The organism is Paenibacillus sp. ICGEB2008, assembly GCF_000307675.1.
GTDB lineage: Bacteria > Bacillota > Bacilli > Paenibacillales > Paenibacillaceae > Paenibacillus > Paenibacillus polymyxa.
The window spans coordinates 39,257-63,353 of sequence record NZ_AMQU01000014.1; the positions used below are offsets into that span (position 1 = coordinate 39,257).

Genomic DNA, 24,097 nt, shown 5'->3' on the forward strand with positions numbered 1-24,097 from the left:
AATTGTGAACGTTTTGTGCGTTTTCTGTCAAACTTTTTGGGGTAGGTATATGATAAAATTTATATCGGAGTTCAACTTACTCCCGAATTCATACATCTCTAAGGGGGAGTTACTCACAATGGATAATATTAGTTATAAGACTTCTTCGGATGCGGCTACCTATTCTGTAAAATCTAAACCACCCGGCAAGGCGGGCACTTGGAAAGATTTTATTACAGTTACCAAGCCAGGCATCCTTCGTACTAATCTGGTTGCAGCCTTCGGTGGTTTTTGGTTGGCATCGCAATGGGACGTTGACTATATAAAGTTAATTCTTACACTCTTAGGTACAATGCTGGTTATGGCGTCTTCTTGTGTCTTTAACAACTACTTTGACCGTGAGTTGGATTTGAAGATGGAGCGCACACGTAATCGCTCACTGCCAACAGGACGTCTGACCCCTACAACGGTGTTGTCATACGCTATTATTTTGGGTATTGTCGGATTGGCTGTTTTATTCTTCTTCTCTGGTGTGAAGGCAGGACTACTGGGCATATTGGGTATGTTTGTCTACGTTGGCATCTATACACTCTGGTTGAAACGTTCATCTACATGGAGTACATCCATTGGCGGTATTTCTGGAGCTATGCCTCCGGTAATTGGTTATGTGGCCGCATCGGGCCGTATTGACATGGGTGCTTGGCTCTTATTCGCACTACTGTTCTTATGGCAACCGCCTCACTTCTGGGCACTTGCCATTCGCAGAGTTGAGGAATATCGCGCAGCAGGATTTCCATTGCTGCCAGTCGTGAAAGGCATTCATCGGACTAAGATTCAGATGATTCCTTATATTGTGCTGCTGATCCCGGTACCCATCCTTATGTATGCTTATGGATATGCCGGTATGATTTTTATGATCGTGTCCGTGTTACTGTCCGTGCTTTGGGCGTTTTATGCCTTTAAAGGCTTTACGATTAAGGAAGAAGAAACGGATTCGTGGGCAAAAAAAGTATTTTTCTTTTCCATTAACCATTTGACACTCAGCTTCTTGCTGATGATCGTTGATACGGTTCATAAGTTCTAATACCAATCTTAGAAGCTGTACTATATAGAGCTGTCCAACAGGCATGAAATTGACCTGAGGACAGCTTTTTTGTTATTTGCAGGACTAAAGAACAGGAGGGTATACAATGTATTCCTCAAGCCCTGCTTTTTCCAGCTGGGCAATTACATATTCATCTGGAGTACCTTCTACGCCTGCATAGCCTTTGCGTGTATACATATGAAGGGCATCCGGAAAAGCGTCTGCAAGCACACCTCTTATTTTTTTCCCTGAGCTGTCGTTGTCCATAAATAAAAATATTTCGTCATGCTTGGTCCGCTGGCGGAGGGATTCTAATTTTATTGAGTTTAGTGTGCCGAAGGTGCATAAAATGTTGACCTCCGGATCGAGTAATCGGCGGAGTTTACTGCGGTCATTTTTTCCTTCGACAATCACGGTTATCGCCATTTTGCTCACCCCTTGCTTGATGCCTGTGCTCGAAATTCCCCGGGAAATGAAAGAATATGTGTATAGTTTAGCTCTAAAAGGGGTTCTCATGCAAAAAACAACAAAACAGCCTGCCGTAAGTGGCAGGCATGGGTTACAAAGCCGGATGTTAGGGCTAATTAGAACATTAGAACCAGCAAGTACGAAGAATGATGACGAGCAGAATATAAAGAACAAGAATGGTACCAGTTGAAGTTCCAAAAACAGGGCAAGGGCTTACAGGATGACAGTGGCTCATGGGCTGCACCTCCCTTTGTATTGAATTGTTCAGTCAAATTAGTCTATGAGGAGCAGGGTATTAGGTACTGTGCGTAAGCCCTCTAGAACGTATTTTGGGCTTTAAAGGTAGCATTTCAGCATGGCCCCTTAGTTATAATTAGGAATGATAAGGACCCGAGGCAGATAATGGTGGTGTAGGAGATAATCGCTGAACAGGAACGAATAGTAGACCAGTCATCAAAATTAGAAATGCGATAAAAAAAAGGAGATATGTGATCCGGAAGCTGACCCGCCAGTACAGGCCCGGCAAAGGAGCCGATAGACGTTGCAATGGATTGTAGGGCAAAGGCTTTGCCCAATCGTGCCCCTCCGATTCGTATGAAAAGAGAGGCCAGCGCTGGAAAAATGATGCCTTTGGCTGTTCCCAAAATAAACAGGATGATGCCTATGGTCGCTTCGGGCGTGGTGGCGAGTGCGTAGAAGCTTAAAGACATCAGAATAATGCCGCAAATTAACCTTACCATCGGTGAATATTTGTTCAGAAAAAGCAAACTGAGCGTACAGAGTGCTCCCAAACTGATGATGGAAAAGAGCAATCCGGTGGACATCATGGATGCAGAACCGTTATTTCGTAATGGGATCTCGTAAAATAAAATGCCTTGTGCGCACGCCAAAACAAAAGGTAGAAGCAGGTAACGCCAATTGAAGGGTAACCGCGTCTGTGCTGCCGACTGTGGAGCAGGTGTCGTATGACCATCAGATAATTGGGCCTGCGGAGCGGGTGCTTTTTTGGGTAAGGTGAAATAAGCCATAAGCCCCGTGATTACGAGAATGATACCAAGGGAGCTAAATGTCTCGCTAAAGCCAAAGCTGGCTACGATAAATGCGCCTGCAGCTGGAGATAGAACTGAGGCCAACGTATGGACAACACCATGTCCCGACATATATTTGCCCTGCGTAACCGGATGATCGGACAGTTGCGCCAGCATGGCCAGACACGCTGGAGATAAAAAGGCCAACACATAACCACTAATCGCACGCAGAAAAAGCAATTCCCACGGTGTATGGATGTACGATTGAATGATCAGGATCAGGCCTGCGGCTGTCAGGCTGAACATAATATATCGGCGACTGCCGTGTTTGTCGACTTTGGGACCTGCCATCAAATTGCCAGGCAGGTGAGTCAGAGAGTAAATTCCCATCATCCAACCGATAAAGGTAGGAGCTGCCCCCAGAGAGATGGCGAATGGTGTCAAAATAGGATATTGTGCATGCAGATCAAAAAAGGCAATGAACAAGAAGAGATACAGCCAGAGGGCTGTTTTCATGTGATTGACCCCCTTTCCTAAATGTAAACTTTCATATTACTTCGTATTGGCCCTTCCTAAGTTGTACGCCAGATTGGACGAACATAGACCACTTTGTGTGGACAAGAATTGAATGACAAGGTATGTATAAGACCTAAGCTGACAGGACATTGCGTAATCATGTATAATTACAGAGACAATTTTGCAATTTGAATCATGTAGTTGGAAACGGGAGTGTAGCGAATGGATAAGAACGTCTGGTCAGAGTTTTTGGAACATAATTGGCAGATCGTTCAGGATAACTGGCTGTATATAGTGATTGGGCTTGTCCTATTGTTAGTCATATTGAAGATTGTAAGAACTCTCGTAAAATGGCTGATCGTCATTATTGTGATTGCAGGCTTGCTAGTCTACAGTGGTATTTCCTTTGAACAGGTTGGTAAGGTCGTGACTCAGGCAAAGGATGATGCAATTAACAAGGTTCAGAGCGAGGCTTTGAACATGATGATAAAAGAGGGGCAAAATGCCAAATACACCTCCAACGGAGATGGTACATTTACAGTGACCAGTTCCAACCTGGAAGTAAAGGGTCCGTTTGAGGGGGACAAGGTCAAGGTATGGTTTCAGGGAATGTCGCTGGGCGAATGGAGTATGAGTGACACCGTCAAGAAATATATCGAAAGCGCGAAAGACTTGGCTGCTGCACAGCCGCCACAGTCGCCGTAAAGACAGGAGGAACACAATGAATCCATCCTGGCTGGAGCCTATTCTTCATTGGAATGGCGTGACGGTGTTTCTGATCGCCATCGTAGTATTGTCGTTGATACAGGGGTGGAGGCGAGGGGCCACCAGATCTGTAGGTGCGCTGTTTAGTCTCATTGTGGATGGCATACTCACTGTGGCGGGTATTTTGTGCTCGCTCGGGTTAGCCATGTGGCTTTCACCAAAGGTGCAGCAATGGCTGGCAGCTTACATGGAGCATTTGCCACAGCGAAAACTAAGTGGGATTGAGCAATTTTATTATACGCTTGTGGCGGGGATAGAGGGTTTTCCACTACTGCGGTTCGCCGTATTGTTCATGCTCAGTTATGCTATCGCCCAGTTTATACTGCGTGCCATTTATGTGCTGATGGTAGGTGGTAAATCAGATTCCTCTCTCCATGAGCATCCCCAAAAATCGGGCTTTTTCAGCAGGGTGGCAGGGGCCGGCATAGGTACTCTTATTGGTGGAGCTCGCGCCATGATGATCATAGCCCTGCTGTTCATAGGTGTAAGTCTGTATCCAGACAGCGGGTTTAGCAGCTACGTACAAGCTTCGCCGATTTATAAGCAAGGTGCGCAATCGGTCATTGAGCCGTTGTCCGGGACTTTGATTAAGGATAAGCTGCCTGTATTTACGCAGGCTGTTACCAAGGAATTGAATGGTATCATGCAGCGCAAATACGAAATAATCGACCGGGACATTCCAAGCGATATCGTTCAGGCAGCTGCCAAGATTACAGGAGGGGCTAGCGGTGACGAGCAAAAAGCCAGAGCGTTGTATGAATGGGTAGGCACCCGCATTAGCTATGATTACAGTAAGGTGGAAGCCTATGAGCAACGTGGTGACTGGCATGAACAGACTCCCCGAGATACGTTTGATACACGTAAAGGAGTGTGCATTGATTATGCCCGCCTTTACTCAATGATGGCTCGTTCGCAGGGACTACAGGTCAAGGTTGTAACAGGCCTCGGATACAACGGACAGGGAGGATACGGGTCCCATGCCTGGAACGAAGTATATTTGAGCGGACAGGATCAGTGGGTACCGCTGGACCCGACCTGGGCACAAAGTGGAGACTGGTTTAACCCGCCCGGTTTTGCCCAAACACATATCAAGGATAAAGTGATTTAAGAAGGAGTGGAAAAGGGCACATGAGAAAGATGGACAACGAGCAAGGAAAAGACAATGAGACATCCGACCGAAAAAGATTTAGCTTCCGGATTAATCTGTTCTTTTTCAGCTCGTTCATTATATTTACAGTCATAATTGTAAGACTGGCGATACTTCAATTTGTAGATGGACCTCAGCTCAAGCAGCAGGAGGCCAGTAATGTTACCAAAAATGTACCACTTACGCCGATTCGCGGAACGATTTATGATTCCACCGGGCAGAATAGACTGGCGTATTCTACACCTGTACAATCGCTGTATATCACGCTCTCCAAGAACTATAGTGACAGCGTGGAAGAAAAGCGTAATCCAGATAAAAAATTGTTGCCTGAGTTGGAAAATATGACGCAAAAGCTGGCTAATCGGTTTGCTGAATATGGCGATAAAAACGAGCCGAAAATGACAGCAGAACAAATTATGGATGCTATGGACCGGAACTATCAACGGCTTAGCGGCTTTACGCCTCGTCTGATTAAAACGAATCTCAGTAAAGAAGAAGTCGCCTATTTTATGCAGCATAAGAGCGAGTTTCCCGGAATAGATGTCGTAGAGGAAACGGTACGTCATTACGATCCAGATACGGTAGCTGTCCAAACGGTTGGCTACATTAAAAGTTACAAAAGTGCGCGTGAAACGTTGGATAAATATAAGAATATCCAAAAATCCATGTCAGCTGAAAATGATCCGGGCCTCATTTATATGGATAATGAATCTGTGGGCTTTGATGGACTGGAATATCAATATCAGGAACAGTTACGAGGGAAAAATGGCTATAAAACGGTTCCGATTGATCCGCGTAATATGCCGGAGGGTGTAGATTCTGTTACACCTCCGCAAAAAGGGGATAATGTCTATTCCACGATTAACAAAGAAATTCAGGTGAAGACTGAAAATGCCATTATGGATCAATTGAGATGGCTCCATACACACGCTGTATCTGGCAGGACTCATCCTTATGCGAAAACAGGCTTTGCTGTAGCCATGGAAGTGGATACAGGGAATGTAGTCGCGATGGCCAGTATGCCGGATTATGATGCGAATTATTGGCAAACAGGTACGATTTCAAAAGACAAATATGAAGAAATAAAACATGTGTATCAAAACGCTACAATTAAGAACGTTGGCTCAGGCCAATCTGGACAGCACCCAGATTCTACCGTGCTTCTCGGATCAACTATTAAACCGCTGTCTGTTCTTATTGGATTGGAAGAAGGACTATTTACGACAAATACGTACTATCAAGACACAGGAGCTGCTTATTTCGGACGTAATAATTCCGCACGGGTGCGGAACTCGTCTGGTCATGTGTACGGTTCAATGGACCCGGCTACCGCTATACGTCATTCCTCTAATGCTTTCATGGTCGATATGGTTGGCAAGCGCCTATATAACAAATACAGAAATAATGCTACAGAAGACCAGGGGATAAATGTATGGGACCGTTATATGAAGGAGTTTGGATTAGGTGTTTCCACTGGAGTAGACTTGCCTGGTGAGTTCCGGGGTTGGCGAGAGTATACGAATAAATCCGAGTCGGTACTTTCTAGACTAGCGTATGCTTCCTTTGGTCAGCAAGGTAAGTATACTCCAATGCAACTTGCCCAGTACGCAACGATGATTGCTACTAAGGGCAAACGGATGGAGCCGCATTTGGTCAGCCAAATCAAAGATACCAACGGCAATGTAGTTCAAACAATTAAACCGAAGGTGCTAAATGAAGTGAAATTTCCGGATGCCTACTGGAATGAAGTCATACGCGGGATGGCAACAGATGTCAGCGCATTTAAAGGTTTTCCGTATGACTTTGCTCGCAAAACGGGGACATCTCAGCAGAGTGTAGGCAGGGAACTGAAAGATAACGGGGTATTTATCGCCTTTGCACCGCGTCAGAATCCTAAACTTGCAGTAGCAGTTGTCATTCCTGAAGGAGGCTTCGGAGCTTGGAGCGCCGGACCTGTGGCACGTAAAATCTTTGATGCTTACGACGAAGTGTACGGTTTGGACGGTGTTCCAAAGAAAAAGGACGCAGCGACAGCCGATCCTAATACAGCCAAACAGCCATAATCATTTTTATACAGATATTATTTCAGGTAAGCTTTTCTCAGCCTTCGGGCTGAGAGAGGCTTTTTTTGTGTTTTTTTATACGTTTTCTTACAAAATTGTAATCTTGGATTTCCTTGTTTCTTGTTTCAAATATGGTAGGATCAGGAATATGAGACCTATTGGAAGGAGTAATGATCAGCTAATATGGACAGAGGAATTTTGGATAAAAAATTTTCATTCAAAAAGAAAATTGGTGAAGAGGACGAAGAAACGCGAAAACAGCGGACGGTTTTACGAACCAACCTACTGTTTTTTAGTGTTTTTGTGCTGTTTGCCCTGATCATTACCAGACTAGCTGTATTGCAGTTTATACAATCAGAGGAGCTGAAGGGCCAGCAGCAATCCATAAATACAAAAAATGTTCCGCTAACCCCGAGTCGCGGTACGATTTATGACTCCACGGGTAAGGTTAGACTGGCATATTCGACTCCAATGCAGTCCCTGTATGTGACTTTGCCTAAGGATTATAGCAAGCGTACGGAGAAAGGCCGCAAGCCGGGGGACAAGCTGCTTCCTGAACTTAATGCTTTTGCTGGCAAACTTGCTAGCAAATTAAACGAGCTGGGGCATAGCGAAGGAGAGCGACTTGATGCAAAGGAAATTATACAACGACTTGACCCGGATTATATTCAATATAGGGGATTCACCCCACGTTTGGTCAAATCCGACCTGAGTCAGAAGGAAATTGCTTATTTTCTGGAGCATCGAACAGAGTTTCCAGGTGTAGAGGTTATAGAAGAAAGTGTACGCCATTATGACCCGGATCGAGTGGCAGTGCAAACGATTGGATATATGTACAAATTCAAAGGAGCCCGAGCGAACCGACCCAAATATAAAGAGTTGTATGAAGCCAATTCGGAGGTTCTAAGACCGGAACAAGTGTATTCGGAAAGCGAAATTGTCGGATATGATGGCTTGGAGCTTCAGTATCAAGACGAGTTAAGAGGGAAAAATGGCTATAAAACGGTAGAGGTTAACCCTCGAAGCATGCCGGAGGGCATTAGATCCATTACACCTCCAGCGAAAGGTCATCATCTGTACTCTACCATCAACAAGGAAATTCAACAAAAAACCGAACAGGCGATTATGGATCAACTCCGCTGGCTTCGTACCCATGCCGTATCGGGTAAACTTCATCCGGATGCAACTACTGGCTTCGCTGTAGCGATGGAGGTAGAGACCGGACATATCGTAGCAATGGCCAGCATGCCGGACTATGACTCGAATGTATGGAAAACGGGAAGTGCGTCGCCTTCAGTGTATGACGATATTCAGCATAAAATGGGGAACGGAACGATTAAATCTGTACCTAGTGGAAAAGTGGGTCCGCACCCGGAATCCTCGGTTCTGCTGGGTTCAACCATTAAGCCGCTGACTGTGCTGATCGGGTTGAAGGAAAATCTGTTTTCGCCTGGACAAACATATCAGGATACAGGAAGTGCGTACTATGGAAAAAATCGCTCCAGCCGAGTCGGTAATTCAGGCGGACATGTGTATGGTTCACTAACACCTAGTAGGGCGATTGAGGTCTCGTCAAATACGTTCATGGTCGATATGATCGGCAAGCCGCTGTATGCCAAATACGGAAGTAATGCAGGAATGCATCAGGGAATTGATGTATGGGACAAGTATATGAAGCAATTTGGACTGGGTGTACCGACGGAAGTCGATCTGCCCGGTGAGTGGGCAGGCAGACTGGAATACACCAGTAAGCATGAAAGTGCACTGACACGTTTGGTACAGGCATCCTTTGGTCAGCAGGGGAAATATACAGCGATGCAGCTGGCCCAGTATACGACTGTACTGGCAACCAAGGGCAAGCGAATGCAGCCTCATCTAGTCAGTAAAATTGTGGATGACCAGGGGAATCTCGTACGTGAGTTTAAGCCGAAGGTGCTGAATGAGGTCGCTTTTTCAGATACGTACTGGAATACTGTGATTCGCGGCATGGCTACCGATGTTAAAGCCTTTAACGGATTTCCCTATGACTATGCCCGCAAAACGGGGACTTCTCAGCAGGTGGTGGGACGTACGGTTAAAGATAATGGGGTATTTATCGCTTTTGCTCCGCGTCAAAATCCGAAGCTGGCTGTAGCCGTGATCATCCCGGAGGGGGGCTTTGGTGCGACGAGCGCGGGACCCGTTGCGCGTAAAATATTTGATGCGTATGACGAAGTATACGGGCTTGATGGTATTCCCAAAAAGCCTCTGGCAGCGAATTAAGGACTTGAATACTTTTGTGGGCTTCTCTTTTTCATGGTAAAATGTCGTTGGACATAAGGGACAACAGGAGGAAGAGAGACCATGGGAGAAAACCAATATAAATACAAACTGCTTGCGCTCGACATGGATGGAACTTTACTGAACGATAATCATGAAATAAGCTTGGAAACGATTAATTGGATTAATAAGGCGATTCAGGAAGGGATTCATGTATGCTTGTCTACTGGACGTGCAGCGATGCATGCTTTACCTTACGGTCAGCAACTCGGCCTGGAGACGCCAATGGTAACTGTAAACGGCAGTGAAGTATGGAAATCACCTCACGAATTGTGGCGCCGCTATTTACTTGATAAGGAGCTTGTTCGCAAGATGCACCAGATTGCCGTAGAAACAGGCTCCTGGTTCTGGGCTTACTCAACCGAGGAGTTATACAACAGAGATCGTTGGCCGGACACATTGGATACACAGGAATGGCTCAAATTCGGTTATAATACGGAAAATGACGAAATTCGCCATCAAATTTTGCTCAAGCTTCAGGAGATGGGGGGACTTGAAATTTCCAATTCTTCGATGACGAATCTGGAAATTAATCCGGCCGGTATATCTAAAGCCAGTGGCATCGCTGAAGTGTGCGACCTGCTCGGCATTACCATGGAGCAGGTGGTTGCCGTAGGTGACAGTCTGAATGATCTGGCTGTGATTCAAGCGGCTGGACTGGGTGTAGCGATGGGGAATGCTCAGGATACGGTAAAAGAAGCCGCTAATGTGGTTGTGGCTTCGAATAATGAGGACGGCATTGTAGAAGTGATTCGAGATTATGTACTTGTGTAATAAAATGATGGTGCACAAGCAAGATGAATAGACGAGAAGGAGGAGGCCCATGGACGTTTTAGGTTGGATTGTTGTCATTGTACTGTTCATTGTGGGCATGGCGGGAGCGGTGTATCCCGTATTGCCGGGGGCGCTCGCCATTTATTTTGCATTTTTTGTATACGGCTGGTTTTTCTCGTTTGCTCAATACAATGCATTGTTTTGGATTATACAAACACTTATCGTCGTTGCCCTTTTTGTTGCGGATTATGCTGTGAATGCGTGGGGAGTCAAGCGATTTGGCGGCTCGCGTCTGTCAGCGATCCTTAGTACTGTGGGAATCATTATTGGCCCCTTTGTTATTCCAGCATTCGGTTTGATTTTGGGACCATTTATCGGTGCTGTGCTGGGTGAACTGATTGGCAAAGCCCCGCTGGATCGAGCTATAAAAGTGGGCTTTGGCTCCGTCTTGGGCCTATTTACTAGCACCGTGATGAAAGTAATTTTGCAGCTTGCCATGATTATTGTATTCTTGATTTGGGTGTTTTAACCTGAGATTCGTTTATTATGATTTGCAGAGACAGAATCGACATGCGGCTCCGCACCGGTTATGGCTCAGGCCATGACTGTTTGTTGCGGGGCTTTTGCATGCATGTGAACAGCAAGAAAGAAGGGAACGCATTTTGTCCAATAAAGAAACATTCCTTAAAGGTACGCTTATTTTAGCCGCTGCCGCTTTGGTGGCCAGAGTGCTTGGTCTGGTACAGCGCGTTCCATTGGAGCATTTGCTCGGCTCCGTCGGGAACGCCTCGTTTACCATTGCGAACAACGCTTATTTGATGCTGCTCACGGTCGCTACGGCCGGTATTCCTAGCACACTGAGTAAAATGGTTTCGGAACGCTACGCACTGGATCGGCCTGCGGAAGCGCGACGTGTGTATCGTGCGGCTTTGATATTCGCGGCCGTGGCAGGTATTATCATTACGGCGCTGCTGTATTTTGGAGCGCCTTATTTTGCCGAGCATGTAGCAGGGGTTCCGCAGTCTGCTTTGGCTATTCAGGCTTTGGCACCCGCTTTGCTGTTGTTTCCTGCTATTGCCATGATGCGTGGATACTTCCAAGGACGTGGTAATATGACCGCAGGCGGTATTTCACAAATTGTGGAGCAGGTCGCACGGGTAGCAACCGCAATTCTGCTCGCCTTTATTATTTTGAAGCTTGGCTATGGAGATCGTGAGGTTGCGGCGGGTGCCTCCTTTGGGGGTGTCATGGGAAGCCTCGGCGCTCTGGCGGTCATGTTGTATTACACGGTGAAACTGCGTCGTCAGGATCGCCAAGATCGTCAAGAGCAATTCCAAGAGGAAAGCTCCGCGTTACCGATGATGCGGATTTACAAAGATATTTTTAAGCTCTCTATTCCCATCGTATTGTCGTCTCTGACGGTTCCGGCGGTTAATTTTATTGATACGTCGATTGTAGTTAGACTGCTGTCTGGACAAGTGGGATTGGATCAGGCGACTACTCAGTTGGGTTATCTAGGCTCTAGGGCACAGAGTGTGGCAGGTATTCCTCCAATTTTGGCCATTGCACTCAGTCAATCGCTCATTCCGATCATTTCGGCGGCTTTTGCCCGTAAGGATGAACAGCATTTACAAAATCAGATGACGCTTGCCTTGCGTATCTCTATTCTGACTGGAATGCCGATTGTGCTGGCTTTATGTGTAACTGCCTATTCTATTAATGGTCTGTTGTTCAGCTCGCTTGGAGGCAGCGGAATTATCGCTGTTTTGACACTCGGAACGATCTTCCAGATTACGATGATGACTTCTAATTCGATATTGATCGGTATGGGCAAGCCGCGTATTTCAATGGTCAATGTGATGGTTGGTATCGTCGTGAAGTTGGCAGCGAGCTGGCTGCTGGCTGGTTGGCTTGGAATTTACGGAATTATTGCCGCAACCGGATTATGTTTTCTCGTCATTACGTTGCTGAATTTGCGTGTGCTGAAAGGTATTGTTACTTTCTCAATCATGGGCCGTCGCTGGGCAGGCTTCCTAACCGCTGTCGTAGTCTCGGGCGCTATCGGGTACGGAGTAAATGAAGCCTGCATTTTGCTGGTACACCTGATGCCTGCGCGTGTAGCCTTCTTGATCGCGTGCTGTATTGCCGGAGCGGTTGTACTGGTATGCTACTTGGTATTGCTGGTTGTATTGCGCGTATTGCGCAAGGACGAGCTGGGCAACTATCCGCGTATGTTGCAGAAGGTATTGCGTCCGTTAATGCGCCTACAGCGTGAGTCCACTGGACAACGAAGCTAAAAGAATCCTTCCTCTGTTCAATGAAAGGATCTAAAGCTATTATGAGCATCATGGGCCATTGCTGTTTTTTGAATGCCGTGGCGATGCTCATGGCGCATAGCAAATAACAGAGGCCGTCTTGGTTCACTGATATGCCCAAGTGTAGAACCGTCCTGAAACCAGTCATAACGGGGAATCGGATCATAGGCTGTATCTGACCAGACGGCGTTCAGTTCTGGGCTGTACAGACGTTGACTTGGCGGGAGCCATTCATGTGCTAAAAGCGTTGCACTCTCTTCTGGAGAGCGCAGCGCTTTTTGTTCATTCGGAGTGAACAGTCCCGGCCAATAGTCGCTGCGAGAACCGGTATGCGGCACGCTGGCAGCAAATGCGGATGCCTGATCCAGTACCTGCTGATGGCCAAATAACATAGCGTAGAGACTTTTGCCAAAGCCGATCCGCTCGTCCAGATGGCCGAAACGCTCCATGACAAGTCCGGCAAGGCCACCGTTTAGCCCAAGCGGAAATATAACTTGATTGAGCTGAAGCCAGTCATGCAAATAAAAGCCCGGCTTGTGTGTCACAAATTTTTGAAAATACGGATCTTTCACGACACGTCCTTCAATATAGTTTTGTTCATTAATAATGAGCGCCACCGTCAAAAGAGAACTATCCCGCCAAGCCCAGAAACGTTCCCAAAAGGGCTTCATGAATGGCGAAACGTGAAAATAGGGCAACAAATGGAAGCAACTTCGTCCCAAATGACGGCTGTGCATGTAAAGCTGCAACTGTGGATAAGCGTCCTGAAAAATAAGGGCGTTACAGCGCTCAAGTAGTCGATACAGCCACTCCTTTTCCTGTTCGCCAAACAGGTCGCCAATGAGCTCTCCTTTCAGATCAGTCATATTATAGCCGCCATTACGAGAAACCAGATGGGCCAGTAATGCCCAGTGTAATTCCGGGTAGCCACGATAGCATTCAAGGTAAGCGGCAGTGCGCGTGATGTTGCTGCGATTCTCCTGTGCTGTATCGTTCTTGATCCGCTCCAGCAGCTCACAGTCTGTTTCGCATAAGGGCATATTAAGAGAAGAGGGACGCGTAGCGGGTCCGTTCACCAGCATTAATGCTTCAACTTCATTCATGGCGGCTTGTGCCGATTGATAATCCCACGGCAGATCACGTAAGGGATAGCGTAATTTACGGGATTCGGTCCAGGCCGCACGTTTGCCCTCCCATGCCTCCTCCGCAAAACGCGGAACGGAGCCGAGTAGCTTGAGCCCTCCCTGAAGCTGTCGAGATGCCACATGGAGCCATTCAGTGAGAGACATGTTTAAATAACCTCCTTTCAAGTGCAGGCATCCCCGTATTCCACTAAGTATGTTGGGTATGCTGTTAGAATGTCGTCGCTTATGTGGATTCTTAAGTATATCTTTAGTATGCCTCAATGAGAGGGCTTCCAATCGGCATGTGAGCATAATAGGGGTGTGTGCAAAAGCTTCACTTGGCGTTACAATAGAAACTACAGGATTTCCTGCATAAAAGAAGTTCAAGGAGGAAGTATGTATGCAAAAAATCGTCTCTCATGAAGACTTTAATAAGGCAATATCCACTTCAGGTGTAACGGTAGCTGTGTTTAAGGCGAACTGGTGCGGAGATTGTCATTTTATTGATCCGTTCATGCCTGATGTGGAACAACAATATGCAGACAAGCTTACATTAATTGAAATTGATGTAGAGCAGGCCGAAAGTGTCAGTCAAGAGCAAAATGTTCTAGGGATTCCCAGCTTTATCGCTTACAGTGAAGGGCGAGAACTGGTACGTCTGGTGAACAGGCTGCGTAAATCCCGCGAGGAAATCGAGCAGTTTTTGGACCGGGCTGTAGAAGTCCATGCTAACTTGGCAAAATAAATGATAACGGTATGTATGAGGGCTCCGAAGGGAAACCTAATCATCACGCTATACAGAAAGCCGCTTCCTTTTGAAGGAGGCGGCTTTCTTACGGACACGTTCACATTTTGTCAACAAAGCTCGTATGTCAAGGAACGATATATCAGTTATAATTACTTTAAGTGATCATTTCACAACATCTAAAGTGAATAAATATTATATTTGGAAGGATACGGGTGAATTCATTGAATAACAAAATTAGAATATTAAAATGGCTGGCACTCGTAACATGTATTGTCATGTTTTTGGCTACCTTCGGTGGAGGTGTCGTGACGCGAACGGATTCGGGTCTCGGCTGTGGACGAGAATTCCCGCTTTGTAATGGTAAGCTGGTTCCGGCACATACCATCGCGTCCCTTATTGAGTTCTCTCATCGCTCCGTCAGTGCCATGGCCGGAATTCTTTCTATCGCCTCGTTTGTCGGCTTTTTGCTGTTTATGAAGCATCGGAAGGATTTACAGCTATTCTCGTTGCTTACGCTATTGTTTGTTATCATACAAGGTGCGATGGGGGCGTTGGCTGTCATCTTCTCCCAATCGGCTGCAGTCATGGGACTGCATTTTGGCTTTGCGCTTATCGCTTTTGCCAGTGCGACTATGATGACGCTGGGAGCCTGGCAGGAGCATGCGGATTCACGCTACACTCCACGTCTGATTCCTGGGCGTGTCAGTCGGGGCTATCGTAACTTTATATGGCTATCAACGATCTATACCTATATTGCTGTTTATTCAGGAGCGTTGCTTAGTCATTCGGTCATCCAGAAGGTTGTAAATATTGGGGGCTTCATATCTCCACTGCTGCTTCATCAGATTTCAGCCGGACTGCTGTTCGTCATTATTTTGGCTGTGGGTCACTACTCGTACCGTTATCACCCGAATCACCGGGATATTCGTACCCTAGGTGTCGTATCGGTCGTATTGATCATACTTCAAGTGGTGATTGGCATTATCCTGCTGTACGTCAACAGACCTGAAATTTATATGTTTATCGTGCTGGGACATATGCTGGTGATTGCATCGTTGTTCTCCATTTTGGCTTATCTGAGCTATCGTGTATGGCAATTGTCACCGGACCGCAAGCTTGTTCCGACCCAAGCACAGCGTACCTAAGCATTTCGTAGATCATAATGAAACGTATTTTTGCCCAAGAGGCGTTGGAACACGTATAATAACATCATAAGAAACAAACCAGGCCCACGAGTTTCTCGAGGGCTTGATTTGCTTAGGAGGAATCATCCAGTTGATCTACCAGAATTTGCGCCAATTTATTGAAGCGCTGCGAAAAGAAAATGATCTTAAAATTATAGAAGCACCTGTCGATCCTTATTTGGAGTTGGCTGAGATCCACCGAAGAGTCATTGAGGAAGAGGGTCCGGCACTGCTGTTTACCAATGTCAAAGGAACCCCGTTTCCTGTAGCCAGTAATTTGTTCGGCACGAATCGCCGTGTGGACATGGCTTTTGGCCCTCGTCCAGAGCAACTGATGGATGCAATTGTAGGTGCAACCAAGACGCTGCTTCCACCTACACCCAAAGCGTTGTGGAATGAACGTGGCCTGATTAAGGACATGCTAAAAGTAGGACTAAAAACAGTATCTCATAACGAAGCTCCTGTATTGGGCGTTCGCCGTACGGATGCTCCGCTGGCTCCGCTGCCTAGAGTAACCAGTTGGCACGAGGATGGAGGACCGTTCATTACGCTTCCGCTCGTGTATACCGAAAAGCCAGGCCAGTCCAAGGACCATAATTTGGGGATGTATCGCATCCAGATTTATGATGATCAGACGACAGGGATTCATTGGCAAATCCATAAAGGCGGCGGCTTCCATTATCATGAGGCAGAGCTGCGTAATGAGCCGTTGCCTACGACGATCATCATCGGTGGCCCGCCTGCTCTGATTGCGTCTGCCATTGCTCCTGCCCCGGAAAACTTGCCAGAGCTCTTGCTGGCTTCTCTGATTATGGGGGGCAAGCTGCCCATGACAGAAGACCCGCTTGGAGGCCATCGCATTCCGGCAGAAGCCGAGTTTGCGATCAGCGGCTATGTGCCGCCTCATGAACGTCGCCCGGAAGGGCCGTTTGGCGATCATTTTGGCTATTACTCATTACAACATGATTTCCCTGTGTTTCATGTCAAACATATGCATCACCGCAAAGATGCCATTTATCCGGCAACCATTGTAGGTAAGCCACGGCAGGAAGACTACTATCTCGGCGAATTTTTGCAACGTCTGTTGTCGCCCGCCTATCCGCTTGTGATGCCTTCTGTCAAGTCGTTATGGGCATATGCAGAAACAGGTGTACACGCGCTGGCAGCGGCAGTCGTACGTGAAAGCTACTCCCGTGAAGCGCTGGTATCCGGCTTTACCATTCTGGGTCAAGGTCAATTGTCGTTGACCAAATTCCTGATGCTGACGGATCGGGTGATCGATTTATCCGACTTTAACCTGTTGCTAGAAACCATTTTGGAGCGATTTAATCCAGCCAGAGATTTGTTTATTTTTAACCATACGTCTCACGATACACTCGATTACACGGGCCGCAAGCTGAATCACGGCAGCAAGGCGATTCTGATGGGGGTAGGCGAACCTGTGCGTGAATTGCCTCGCGTTTATGAAGGCGGCGATCTGCCGGGAATTCGTGAAATCGAACCCTATTGCGGAGGTTGCCTCGTTATATCCGGCTCGTCCTTTGAGCAGGAGCCTGAACTCGCTGCGCGTGTATTGGAGCGATTAGCTGCGGGTGAGCAAGAGTGGCCGCTTGTCTTTATCGTGGACGATGCCAAAGAAGTTGTTCGCTCCCAAGCCTCGTTCCTGTGGACGGTATTCACACGCTTTAACCCCGCTACAGATATGTACGCCGACAGCGAAGTACGTTTGCATCATCTGAACTATAAGCTGCCGATTGTAGTGGATGCACGTATGAAGCCAGGCTACCCTGATGAGGTGCTACCGCGTGAGGATATAGTTAAGCTTGTAGATCAACGGTGGACGAGTTATTTCGCTTGACGCCAATTCAAGCATCTAACAGCCGGATTTTACAGATATGAAGGAGGCGTGAAGCATGATACGCAAGCTGTTGGGCGAGCCCCCACGTGAAAATCATGGCGTCTTGCTGGATGCCATGAATAGCATGTCAGACATGTTACATTTGCTGGAACGGCAAATCCAGGCCAGTGGTGATCCTACCCATGACTTTCGGAAGGCGGATATTTTAACACGTGGTCTGATGTCGTCTTTGGATGAACTGGAGCAGAGCCATCATGCTGCCGCCTTTTTCCGTATGAAAGTGAAAGCCGGATACGCTGAAGATATGAGCAAGGAGGAAAAATCCGATTATGCTTTGTATGTTTTCTTTTATAAGGATGGGTTTGTGCGGGTATTCTCTATTTTGGATAAGCTTGGTAATTGGATGAATGATTTGTATGATTTAAAAACAGGGCAGTATAAGGCGCATTATTCGTATTTTACCGTGTTGAGACAGCTCAAGTATCTCAAAATGCATCCTGTATTGACTGATAATTTAAATGATATCAAGGACACATACAACGATGCCATCAATCGCTTGCGTAAGCGTCGAAATACGGAAATACATTATATGAACACGGAAATGCAGGACGATCTCTGGCAACGTCACCGTGCTTTATATGGAAAAATCCAACTGGAGGATCTTGATCACCATCTGGAAGATTTGCAGCAGGGCTTGGAAATGGTATGCCAGTCGCTATCAAACGCATTTTCTTATACTGCGAAACAATGGGAGAACCGGGCAGTGCGCCCATAATTATGACAGAAAATATCCTTTGACAAAGCAATGTAAACTATCTATACTGAAACCTAGTTTCAGAAAAATGCTTGAATTATTTTTTTTATATAAACTTAACGGACAGCTAAAGCTGGAGTTTAACATATTTTTCTTATCCAGAGAGGTGGAGGGACTGGCCCGATGAAGCCCGGCAACCCGTTCTTTCCCGGTGTAATGCACCGGGAGGGAACATATGGTGCTAATTCCTACAAAACCGCTAGAGTTATAGCGATTTTGGCAGATGAGAAAAGGTTCGCAAGGTGGGGCCCTTTTCATTCTGTGAAAGGGGCTCTTTTTTGTATAAATAAATAGTGATTTTATACAATCCCGAGAGATGACAACTGGTTAACAGGGTAAGAAAGAAGTGAAGGAGGTCGCAGCACGTTGATAGAGATTAAGCAATTAACCAAGCATTATGGTAAAGGTAACCGACGCGTTAATGCGTTGTCCGGGTTGAACCTTTCTATAAAGCGTGGAGAAATATTCGGGGTGATTGGTCATTCCGGGGCGGGCAAAAGTACGTTGATCCGCTGTATTAATTTATTGGAACGCCCTACTTCAGGCGAAGTATGGGTAGATGGGGTTAACCTTGTGACTGTGAGTCAAGCCCAGTTACAGAAGCAACGCCGAAAAATCGGAATGATTTTTCAACATTTTAATTTGTTGTCTTCGGCGACAGTGTATGACAACATTGCATTTCCATTGCGGCTGGTAAATACCCCAAAGCAGGAGCTAGACAAGAAAGTTCGCGAGCTGCTGGAATTGGTGGGACTGAAAGAACACAGTGGAAAATATCCGTCACAGCTCTCAGGTGGACAGAAGCAGCGGGTAGGGATTGCACGGGCACTGGCTAGTGATCCGCATGTGCTGCTGTGTGACGAAGCGACGTCTGCGCTTGATCCGCAGACGACAGGGTCTATCCTGAAATTGCTGTTGGATATTAACCAGCGCTTTAATTTGACTATCGTATTGATTACTCATGAGATGCATGTCATTCAAAGTATATGTGATCGAGTTGGCGTCATTCATGAGGGCGATATCGTGGAGCAAGGTCCGGTGGCGGAAGTGTTTTTGAAGCCACAGCATCAGGTGACTAAGGATTTTATCCAGCGGGAGGCAGAACATCCTGAGGAATTACAAGCAGCGATTGCAGCAGCAGGTAGCGGCGAATCGGCACAGGTGGTACGTATCTCCTTCTTGGGCAGTAAAACTTATGATGCAATTCTATCGCGTACGGCTCGAAGTACAGGTGTTGATTTTGCAATCTTACAGGGCACCATCTCTACGATTAAAAACGTACCATATGGACAGCTGATCGTTCGTTTTGAAGGAAACCATTCAGATATAGAACATACGCTGCGCGAAGTGTCAGGGCAAGGACTCGATGTGGAGGTGATCGGACAATGAGCGAACTTGATTTTTCGCAAGTGAGTTGGGAAGAGCTAGGGAATTCTACTCTGGAAACCCTTCAGATGCTCGGGGCATCTGCATTGTTCACCCTCGTTATTGGTTTGCCGCTCGGTATATTGTTGTTTCTGGCAAGCCGTTCCTCGTTGACTCTGATGAAGGTGATATACGTTGTATTATCTTTCGTCGTTAACATTTTGCGTTCCGTACCATTTATCATCTTGATCGTCGCACTTATTCCTTTTACACGATCGTTGGTAGGTACCTCGACCGGGGTGCTGGGAACCATTCCGCCATTGGTTATCGGGGCTGCTCCTTTCTTCGCACGTCTTGTCGAAACGTCACTACGTGAAGTGGACAAGGGTGTCATTGAAGCTGCACAAGCGATGGGGGCTTCGACAGGACAAATTATCCGGCGTGTGCTGTTACGTGAGGCACTGCCCGGCCTGCTCGCCGCATTAACCATTACCGTCGTTACACTCGTATCCTACACGGCAATGTCCGGTATGATCGGGGGCGGTGGACTGGGTACGCTGGCAATCAACTACGGCTATTATCGTTATGAAACGGCTGTAATGATCGTTGCGGTCGTGCTGATGATCGTATTGGTACAATTGCTGCAAATGGCAGGAGATCGCCTCGTGCGGCATTATACTCGAAAATAGGGAAAACATATAGATATCCTTATTGATCAGGACGTCTGATCCTGAATATTACAAATTATTGGAGGGGTAACAACATGAAGAAATGGGTATTGGCTGTATTGAGCTTGACATTAATTGCGGTACTGGCTGCTTGCGGTACAAAGAGCACAACATCGGATACAAACAATGCGGCCGAAAATACAGGCGGGTCACCGCGTGAAGTCGAGCTGAAAGTTGGAGCTTCTCCTGTGCCACATGCGGAAATTTTGGAAGCGATCAAGCCTCAGTTGGAAAAAGAAGGGGTTCGTCTTCAAGTCGTTCAGTTTAACGACTATGTACAGCCGAACGTACAATTGTTTGACAAGCAACTGGATGCTAACTTTTATCAACATGTACCTTACCTGAATGTGATGAATAAAGAGCGTAAAATGGATCTGGTTTCTGTTGGCGCGGTTCATCTGGAACCATTCGGTATCTACTCCCAAAAATATAAAAAGCTTGATGAACTTCCAGACGGTGCAACAGTAGCGATTCCGAACGATGCGACCAATGGAGGCCGTGCATTGTTGCTGTTGGAGAAACAAGGTCTGATCAAGCTGAAGGACGCAAGCAACATTGAAGCAACCGTAAAAGATATTACTGAAAACAAGAAAAATCTGGAATTTAAAACTTTGGAAGCAGCTATGCTGCCACGTCAGTTGCCTGAAGTGGATATTGCGTTGATCAACACGAACTACGCTTTGGAAGCCAAGCTGAATCCGACCAAGGATGCATTGGCACTGGAAGACAAAGATTCACCATATGCTAACGTACTGGTAGCACGTCCTGATAATAAAGATTCCGAAGCGATCCAAAAACTGCTTAAAGCTTTGCAATCTCCAGAAACTAAAAAATTCATTGAAGATAAATATCAAGGCGCAATTATCCCTGCATTTTAAGCAGAAACTAAGAATGCGCTGAACGTAAACCCCAGCTTCTCTTGAACAAGAGGACTGGGGTTTCTTTTTGGTTGGAGTTGTAGGGATTGCTTAAATATTTTATACTTGGGGGTGACCGTTCTCTGTGAAGAGGAGGAAAACTGTTGAGAGACAAAGTCGCACTCATAACGGGTAGTGCCAAAGGTTTAGGTAAAATGACCGCTCTGCGTCTGGCTGATGAAGGTTGTGACATTGCCCTGAATTATGTCCATAGCCAGGCTGAAGCCGAAGCGCTTAAGCGGGTAATTGAGTCTAAGGGAGTACGCTGCCTGTCTTTACAAGCAGATATCTCGGTTCAGGAAGATATCACCAGGCTGATCGGTGAAGTGCAGGATCGGCTGGGCGGAGTCGATATTATGGTGAATAATGCCGGACCGTTCATCCGGGAACGCCGTCTGTTTGCGGATTACAGTGTGGCTGAGATTCATGCCATGATACAGGGGAATCTGGTCGGTACCATGTTGCTGGATCATTTGGTATTGCCGCACATGCGTAGCCAGCAATGGGGACGTATTATTCATTTTGGCTTTGGTCATGCTGGAGAAGCAAGGGCTTGGCCGCATCGCGCCGTCTACGCAGCTGCTAAGGTGGGGCTGGTGTCTTTTACGAAGTCACTGGCTGTAGAGGAAGCTCCCCATGGCATCACGGTCAATATGATCTGTCCCGGGGATATCCGAGGAGCGAACAAGGAAAAGTCGATTGCCGATGTCATCGGCATGCAGGATACAGAGACACCGCGTGGGCGTCCAGGAAGCGGAGAGGACATTGCGCGAGTGATCGCCTATTTGTGTGAGGAGCATTCGGATTTTATAACGGGTAATATTATGGATGTGTCCGGAGGATTGGACCCCATTCGGCCAACCATATAAGATCGAGAGATCCTTTAGACGTTGTAACACAAAAAAGAGTCTTGAGCTTCGTTACCGAAGTCAAGACTCTCTGATCATTATGCATCAAGCATTAGAATACTTGTACCACTTCTTGGACGCCTTCGACTTCTTCGAGAAGAGCGCGTTCAATCCCTGCCTTCAGCGTAATTGTAGAACTTGGGCAACTGCCGCAAGCGCCTACCAGCTTCAGCTTAACGATACCATCTTCAACGTCAACCAGCTCAACGTCACCGCCATCGCGTTGCAGGAACGGACGGAGCTTATCCAGTACGTCTGCTACTTCATCATACATTTGAACGCTTTGTGCTTCGCTCATTAGAATTCAACTCCTTTCCTATACCTTATTTATTATATTACAAAGCGGGCCAAATTAAAATGCCCGTCATCCAAAGCAGGTGAAAAAAAATGTTAAGACCTATTATTGAATTTTGCACCAGTAATATGCATTTTGGTACCGATGAGATTATGTCCAAACTAGAACAGAACCCGGATTATGATGTGATTGAATACGGCTGCCTAAGCAATTGCGGTCAGTGTAACGCTGAGCCTTATGCGATGGTTAATGGTGAAATTGTATCCGCAGATTCAGCAGAGCTTCTGTACGAAGTGATTCTAAACAAAATTAAAGAAGCCGAAGCATGGGACAACCTGGATTTGGATTAAAAATAGAAGTCATCGGCAAGCAGCTTCCTCTTGTAGGAAATATGTATTATTCATAGATGTAACAACAAAGAAGACCTGCTCTGGAAGCAGGTCTTCTTTGTTTGTTGAGTATCCAATTAGCCAAAATGGCGTTTGGACTTCCAGAGCACACCGCTCTTAAGCAGACGCGGCACTCGTCCACGCAAAGAGGTACTGCCCATAAAGCCATAACCAAACCCGGCCTTCTTGCCAAGTGCACCTAATGTACCACGTAGCTTTAAAGGATGCGGGTGAGGCGTTTGTCCTTTCCACAGGTCGCGTACAATGTGGGCAATCTGCTCACCTTGCACCTCTGCCGCCTGAGCGCTTGGAGAGTAAGGAAGGCTCGCACAGTCTCCGACGACGTACACTTCAGGATGATCCGGTATTTGATAATATTCATTTAGCACGATGCGACCCTGAGGGTCTTTAGGAACTGCTAAATCCTGCACAATTTTAACGGGCTGAATCCCGGCTGTCCATACAACCGCATCGGTCATAATTTGCTCGTCACGGTTGTAAATAGCCCCTGGCTCAATGCGGGAAACCGCAACATGATTTAGTGCGTTCACATGATGCTCCTTGAACCAGGCATGTACATAAGCAGACAAACGTTGCGGAAATGCTGATAGCACCCGCTCGCCCCGATCCATAATCGTAATATTCAAATCCGCGCGGCTTTCACGTAACTCCGCAGCAATCTCGACCCCACTTAGACCGCCACCTACAATATGGACATGTCCATAAGGCTTGATTTCATTCAAGCGCAGATACGTTTGGCGGGTATGATTAAAGGATTGGATCGTACAGCTGTATTCTTCAGCTCCCGGTGTATTATGAAAACGGTCGGTACAACCTAGCGCGATGACAAGTTGGTCATAGGGCAAAGGATCACCATCTTGAAAATGAACCATTTTATTCTCAAGATCCATCGAAGTGACTTCTCCGTATTTGCGAATAAGGCGTTGTTCATCCGGAAAATGTACCCTCAAATCAAAATCAGATACGGTACCTGCCGCAAGGGCATAGTATTCTGTTTTCAGCCCCTGAAAGGGCATCCGATCCACTAAAATAACTTGAATATCGTCGGGAATGTGTTTATCCAGCAATTCTTTGGCAATGGTAAGGCCGCCATAGCCGCCCCCTAGAATAACGAAATTTTTCATCAAAATCCGCCGTCCTTTCGTTACCGTGTCCCCGGCAAATGGTCTGGTGTCTTGTCGATCTAGCACAAGTTTTGTTGTTGTAAAGCCCGGAAAGGGGCCTGCCTTTAGCAGACAGACCGACGTGTTCCGGGGCAGCTTGAGGCTGCTTGGTGTGAGTAATGGGG

At 46.7% G+C, this 24,097-nt stretch carries 21 protein-coding genes, 2 pseudogenes and 1 riboswitch; of the genes and pseudogenes, 17 read left to right on the forward strand and 6 right to left on the reverse strand.

Annotated features, from left to right (window positions below; all coding sequences use genetic code 11):
* Positions 1–118 precede the first annotated feature (118 nt).
* On the forward strand, positions 119–1,063 hold the full coding sequence (gene cyoE / locus C400_RS0113300; RefSeq protein ID WP_017427270.1) for a heme o synthase: 945 nt from the start codon (positions 119–121) through the stop codon (positions 1,061–1,063).
* Between the two features lie 84 nt (positions 1,064–1,147).
* Here the strand turns inward: cyoE and C400_RS0113305 are convergent, their stop codons facing one another.
* The 3 genes and pseudogenes from C400_RS0113305 to C400_RS0113315 all read right to left on the reverse strand — a co-directional run bounded on the left by C400_RS0113305 (position 1,148) and on the right by C400_RS0113315 (position 3,075).
* Positions 1,148–1,489: a toprim domain-containing protein gene (locus C400_RS0113305; RefSeq protein WP_017427271.1), complete on the reverse strand. Its 342-nt coding sequence runs from the start codon at positions 1,487–1,489 to the stop codon at positions 1,148–1,150.
* Between the two features lie 166 nt (positions 1,490–1,655).
* A pseudogene (locus C400_RS27835) lies at positions 1,656–1,724 on the reverse strand (YjcZ family sporulation protein); the annotation flags it as partial.
* A 180-nt stretch (positions 1,725–1,904) separates the two neighbouring features.
* Positions 1,905–3,075, reverse strand: a pseudogene (locus tag C400_RS0113315) (MFS transporter).
* Between the two features lie 222 nt (positions 3,076–3,297).
* Between C400_RS0113315 and C400_RS0113320 the strand changes: the two are divergent.
* The 7 genes from C400_RS0113320 to C400_RS0113350 all read left to right on the forward strand — a co-directional run bounded on the left by C400_RS0113320 (position 3,298) and on the right by C400_RS0113350 (position 12,440).
* On the forward strand, positions 3,298–3,780 hold the full coding sequence (locus C400_RS0113320; protein ID WP_016819993.1) for a hypothetical protein: 483 nt from the start codon (positions 3,298–3,300) through the stop codon (positions 3,778–3,780).
* A gap of 16 nt (positions 3,781–3,796) precedes the next feature.
* Positions 3,797–4,948: a transglutaminase domain-containing protein gene (locus C400_RS0113325; protein WP_017427272.1), complete on the forward strand. Its 1,152-nt coding sequence runs from the start codon at positions 3,797–3,799 to the stop codon at positions 4,946–4,948.
* 20 nt (positions 4,949–4,968) lie between these two features.
* Positions 4,969–7,050 (forward strand): peptidoglycan D,D-transpeptidase FtsI family protein, encoded by a 2,082-nt coding sequence (locus C400_RS0113330; protein ID WP_017427273.1) that lies wholly within the window; start codon positions 4,969–4,971, stop codon positions 7,048–7,050.
* Positions 7,051–7,233: 183 nt separating this feature from the next.
* Positions 7,234–9,312 (forward strand): peptidoglycan D,D-transpeptidase FtsI family protein, encoded by a 2,079-nt coding sequence (locus tag C400_RS0113335; RefSeq protein ID WP_017427274.1) that lies wholly within the window; start codon positions 7,234–7,236, stop codon positions 9,310–9,312.
* A gap of 81 nt (positions 9,313–9,393) precedes the next feature.
* Entirely contained in the window at positions 9,394–10,143 is a 750-nt protein-coding gene (locus tag C400_RS0113340) for a Cof-type HAD-IIB family hydrolase (protein WP_017427275.1), read from the forward strand.
* Positions 10,144–10,192: 49 nt separating this feature from the next.
* A complete protein-coding gene (locus tag C400_RS0113345) occupies positions 10,193–10,672 on the forward strand; it encodes a DUF456 domain-containing protein (protein ID WP_017427276.1) in 480 nt (159 codons plus the stop codon).
* 133 nt (positions 10,673–10,805) lie between these two features.
* On the forward strand, positions 10,806–12,440 hold the full coding sequence (locus tag C400_RS0113350) for a putative polysaccharide biosynthesis protein (protein WP_017427277.1): 1,635 nt from the start codon (positions 10,806–10,808) through the stop codon (positions 12,438–12,440).
* 17 nt (positions 12,441–12,457) lie between these two features.
* On the opposite strand, the gene C400_RS0113355 is transcribed toward C400_RS0113350, so the two are convergent.
* Positions 12,458–13,747 (reverse strand): DUF2515 family protein, encoded by a 1,290-nt coding sequence (locus C400_RS0113355; protein WP_017427278.1) that lies wholly within the window; start codon positions 13,745–13,747, stop codon positions 12,458–12,460.
* A 235-nt stretch (positions 13,748–13,982) separates the two neighbouring features.
* Here C400_RS0113355 and C400_RS0113360 point away from each other — a divergent pair, with 235 nt between their 5' ends.
* The 8 genes from C400_RS0113360 to C400_RS0113400 all read left to right on the forward strand — a co-directional run bounded on the left by C400_RS0113360 (position 13,983) and on the right by C400_RS0113400 (position 22,065).
* Positions 13,983–14,327 carry a thioredoxin family protein gene (locus C400_RS0113360; protein ID WP_017427279.1) on the forward strand — a complete coding sequence of 115 codons (345 nt, stop codon included), beginning with the start codon at positions 13,983–13,985 and terminating at the stop codon, positions 14,325–14,327.
* Between the two features lie 215 nt (positions 14,328–14,542).
* On the forward strand, positions 14,543–15,475 hold the full coding sequence (locus C400_RS0113365) for a COX15/CtaA family protein (protein WP_013372916.1): 933 nt from the start codon (positions 14,543–14,545) through the stop codon (positions 15,473–15,475).
* Positions 15,476–15,605: 130 nt separating this feature from the next.
* Complete coding sequence (locus tag C400_RS0113370) at positions 15,606–17,372, forward strand: UbiD family decarboxylase (RefSeq protein WP_017427280.1); 1,767 nt, start codon at positions 15,606–15,608, stop codon at positions 17,370–17,372.
* Between the two features lie 55 nt (positions 17,373–17,427).
* The gene (locus tag C400_RS0113375; protein ID WP_017427281.1) at positions 17,428–18,147 is read left to right on the forward strand and encodes a Cthe_2314 family HEPN domain-containing protein; all 720 of its coding nucleotides are present in this window, start codon (positions 17,428–17,430) and stop codon (positions 18,145–18,147) included.
* 130 nt (positions 18,148–18,277) lie between these two features.
* Positions 18,278–18,416, forward strand: a riboswitch (SAM riboswitch).
* A gap of 136 nt (positions 18,417–18,552) precedes the next feature.
* Positions 18,553–19,575, forward strand: a complete 1,023-nt coding sequence (locus C400_RS0113385) for a methionine ABC transporter ATP-binding protein (RefSeq protein ID WP_017427282.1) — start codon at positions 18,553–18,555, stop codon at positions 19,573–19,575.
* Complete coding sequence (locus C400_RS0113390; RefSeq protein WP_017427283.1) at positions 19,572–20,240, forward strand: methionine ABC transporter permease; 669 nt, start codon at positions 19,572–19,574, stop codon at positions 20,238–20,240. Before C400_RS0113385 ends, C400_RS0113390 begins: the two co-directional genes overlap by 4 nt.
* Positions 20,241–20,314: 74 nt before the next feature.
* Positions 20,315–21,157 (forward strand): MetQ/NlpA family ABC transporter substrate-binding protein, encoded by an 843-nt coding sequence (locus tag C400_RS0113395; RefSeq protein WP_017427284.1) that lies wholly within the window; start codon positions 20,315–20,317, stop codon positions 21,155–21,157.
* 143 nt (positions 21,158–21,300) lie between these two features.
* On the forward strand, positions 21,301–22,065 hold the full coding sequence (locus C400_RS0113400) for an SDR family oxidoreductase (RefSeq protein ID WP_016820009.1): 765 nt from the start codon (positions 21,301–21,303) through the stop codon (positions 22,063–22,065).
* Between the two features lie 91 nt (positions 22,066–22,156).
* Here the strand turns inward: C400_RS0113400 and C400_RS0113405 are convergent, their stop codons facing one another.
* Complete coding sequence (locus C400_RS0113405; RefSeq protein ID WP_013372910.1) at positions 22,157–22,402, reverse strand: NifU family protein; 246 nt, start codon at positions 22,400–22,402, stop codon at positions 22,157–22,159.
* A gap of 89 nt (positions 22,403–22,491) precedes the next feature.
* Between C400_RS0113405 and C400_RS0113410 the strand changes: the two genes are divergently transcribed.
* Complete coding sequence (locus tag C400_RS0113410; protein ID WP_016820010.1) at positions 22,492–22,749, forward strand: YuzB family protein; 258 nt, start codon at positions 22,492–22,494, stop codon at positions 22,747–22,749.
* A 116-nt stretch (positions 22,750–22,865) separates the two neighbouring features.
* On the opposite strand, the gene C400_RS0113415 is transcribed toward C400_RS0113410, so the two are convergent.
* Entirely contained in the window at positions 22,866–23,933 is a 1,068-nt protein-coding gene (locus tag C400_RS0113415; protein WP_016820011.1) for an NAD(P)/FAD-dependent oxidoreductase, read from the reverse strand.
* Positions 23,934–24,097: the final 164 nt, after the last annotated feature.

What these genes read in the sequence shown, in the direction of transcription:
- C400_RS0113330 (WP_017427273.1), top strand. Translation starts at nt 4,969, where the DNA reads ATGAGAAAGATGGACAACGAGCAAGGAAAAGACAATGAGACATCCGAC.
- cyoE (WP_017427270.1), top strand. Translation starts at nt 119, where the DNA reads ATGGATAATATTAGTTATAAGACTTCTTCGGATGCGGCTACCTATTCT.
- C400_RS0113415 (WP_016820011.1), bottom strand. Translation starts at nt 23,933, where the DNA reads ATGAAAAATTTCGTTATTCTAGGGGGCGGCTATGGCGGCCTTACCATT.
- C400_RS0113340 (WP_017427275.1), top strand. Translation starts at nt 9,394, where the DNA reads ATGGGAGAAAACCAATATAAATACAAACTGCTTGCGCTCGACATGGAT.
- C400_RS0113305 (WP_017427271.1), bottom strand. Translation starts at nt 1,489, where the DNA reads ATGGCGATAACCGTGATTGTCGAAGGAAAAAATGACCGCAGTAAACTC.
- C400_RS0113355 (WP_017427278.1), bottom strand. Translation starts at nt 13,747, where the DNA reads ATGTCTCTCACTGAATGGCTCCATGTGGCATCTCGACAGCTTCAGGGA.
- C400_RS0113345 (WP_017427276.1), top strand. Translation starts at nt 10,193, where the DNA reads ATGGACGTTTTAGGTTGGATTGTTGTCATTGTACTGTTCATTGTGGGC.
- C400_RS0113395 (WP_017427284.1), top strand. Translation starts at nt 20,315, where the DNA reads ATGAAGAAATGGGTATTGGCTGTATTGAGCTTGACATTAATTGCGGTA.
- C400_RS0113325 (WP_017427272.1), top strand. Translation starts at nt 3,797, where the DNA reads ATGAATCCATCCTGGCTGGAGCCTATTCTTCATTGGAATGGCGTGACG.
- C400_RS0113335 (WP_017427274.1), top strand. Translation starts at nt 7,234, where the DNA reads ATGGACAGAGGAATTTTGGATAAAAAATTTTCATTCAAAAAGAAAATT.
- C400_RS0113320 (WP_016819993.1), top strand. Translation starts at nt 3,298, where the DNA reads ATGGATAAGAACGTCTGGTCAGAGTTTTTGGAACATAATTGGCAGATC.
- C400_RS0113390 (WP_017427283.1), top strand. Translation starts at nt 19,572, where the DNA reads ATGAGCGAACTTGATTTTTCGCAAGTGAGTTGGGAAGAGCTAGGGAAT.
- C400_RS0113405 (WP_013372910.1), bottom strand. Translation starts at nt 22,402, where the DNA reads ATGAGCGAAGCACAAAGCGTTCAAATGTATGATGAAGTAGCAGACGTA.
- C400_RS0113360 (WP_017427279.1), top strand. Translation starts at nt 13,983, where the DNA reads ATGCAAAAAATCGTCTCTCATGAAGACTTTAATAAGGCAATATCCACT.
- C400_RS0113375 (WP_017427281.1), top strand. Translation starts at nt 17,428, where the DNA reads ATGATACGCAAGCTGTTGGGCGAGCCCCCACGTGAAAATCATGGCGTC.
- C400_RS0113410 (WP_016820010.1), top strand. Translation starts at nt 22,492, where the DNA reads ATGTTAAGACCTATTATTGAATTTTGCACCAGTAATATGCATTTTGGT.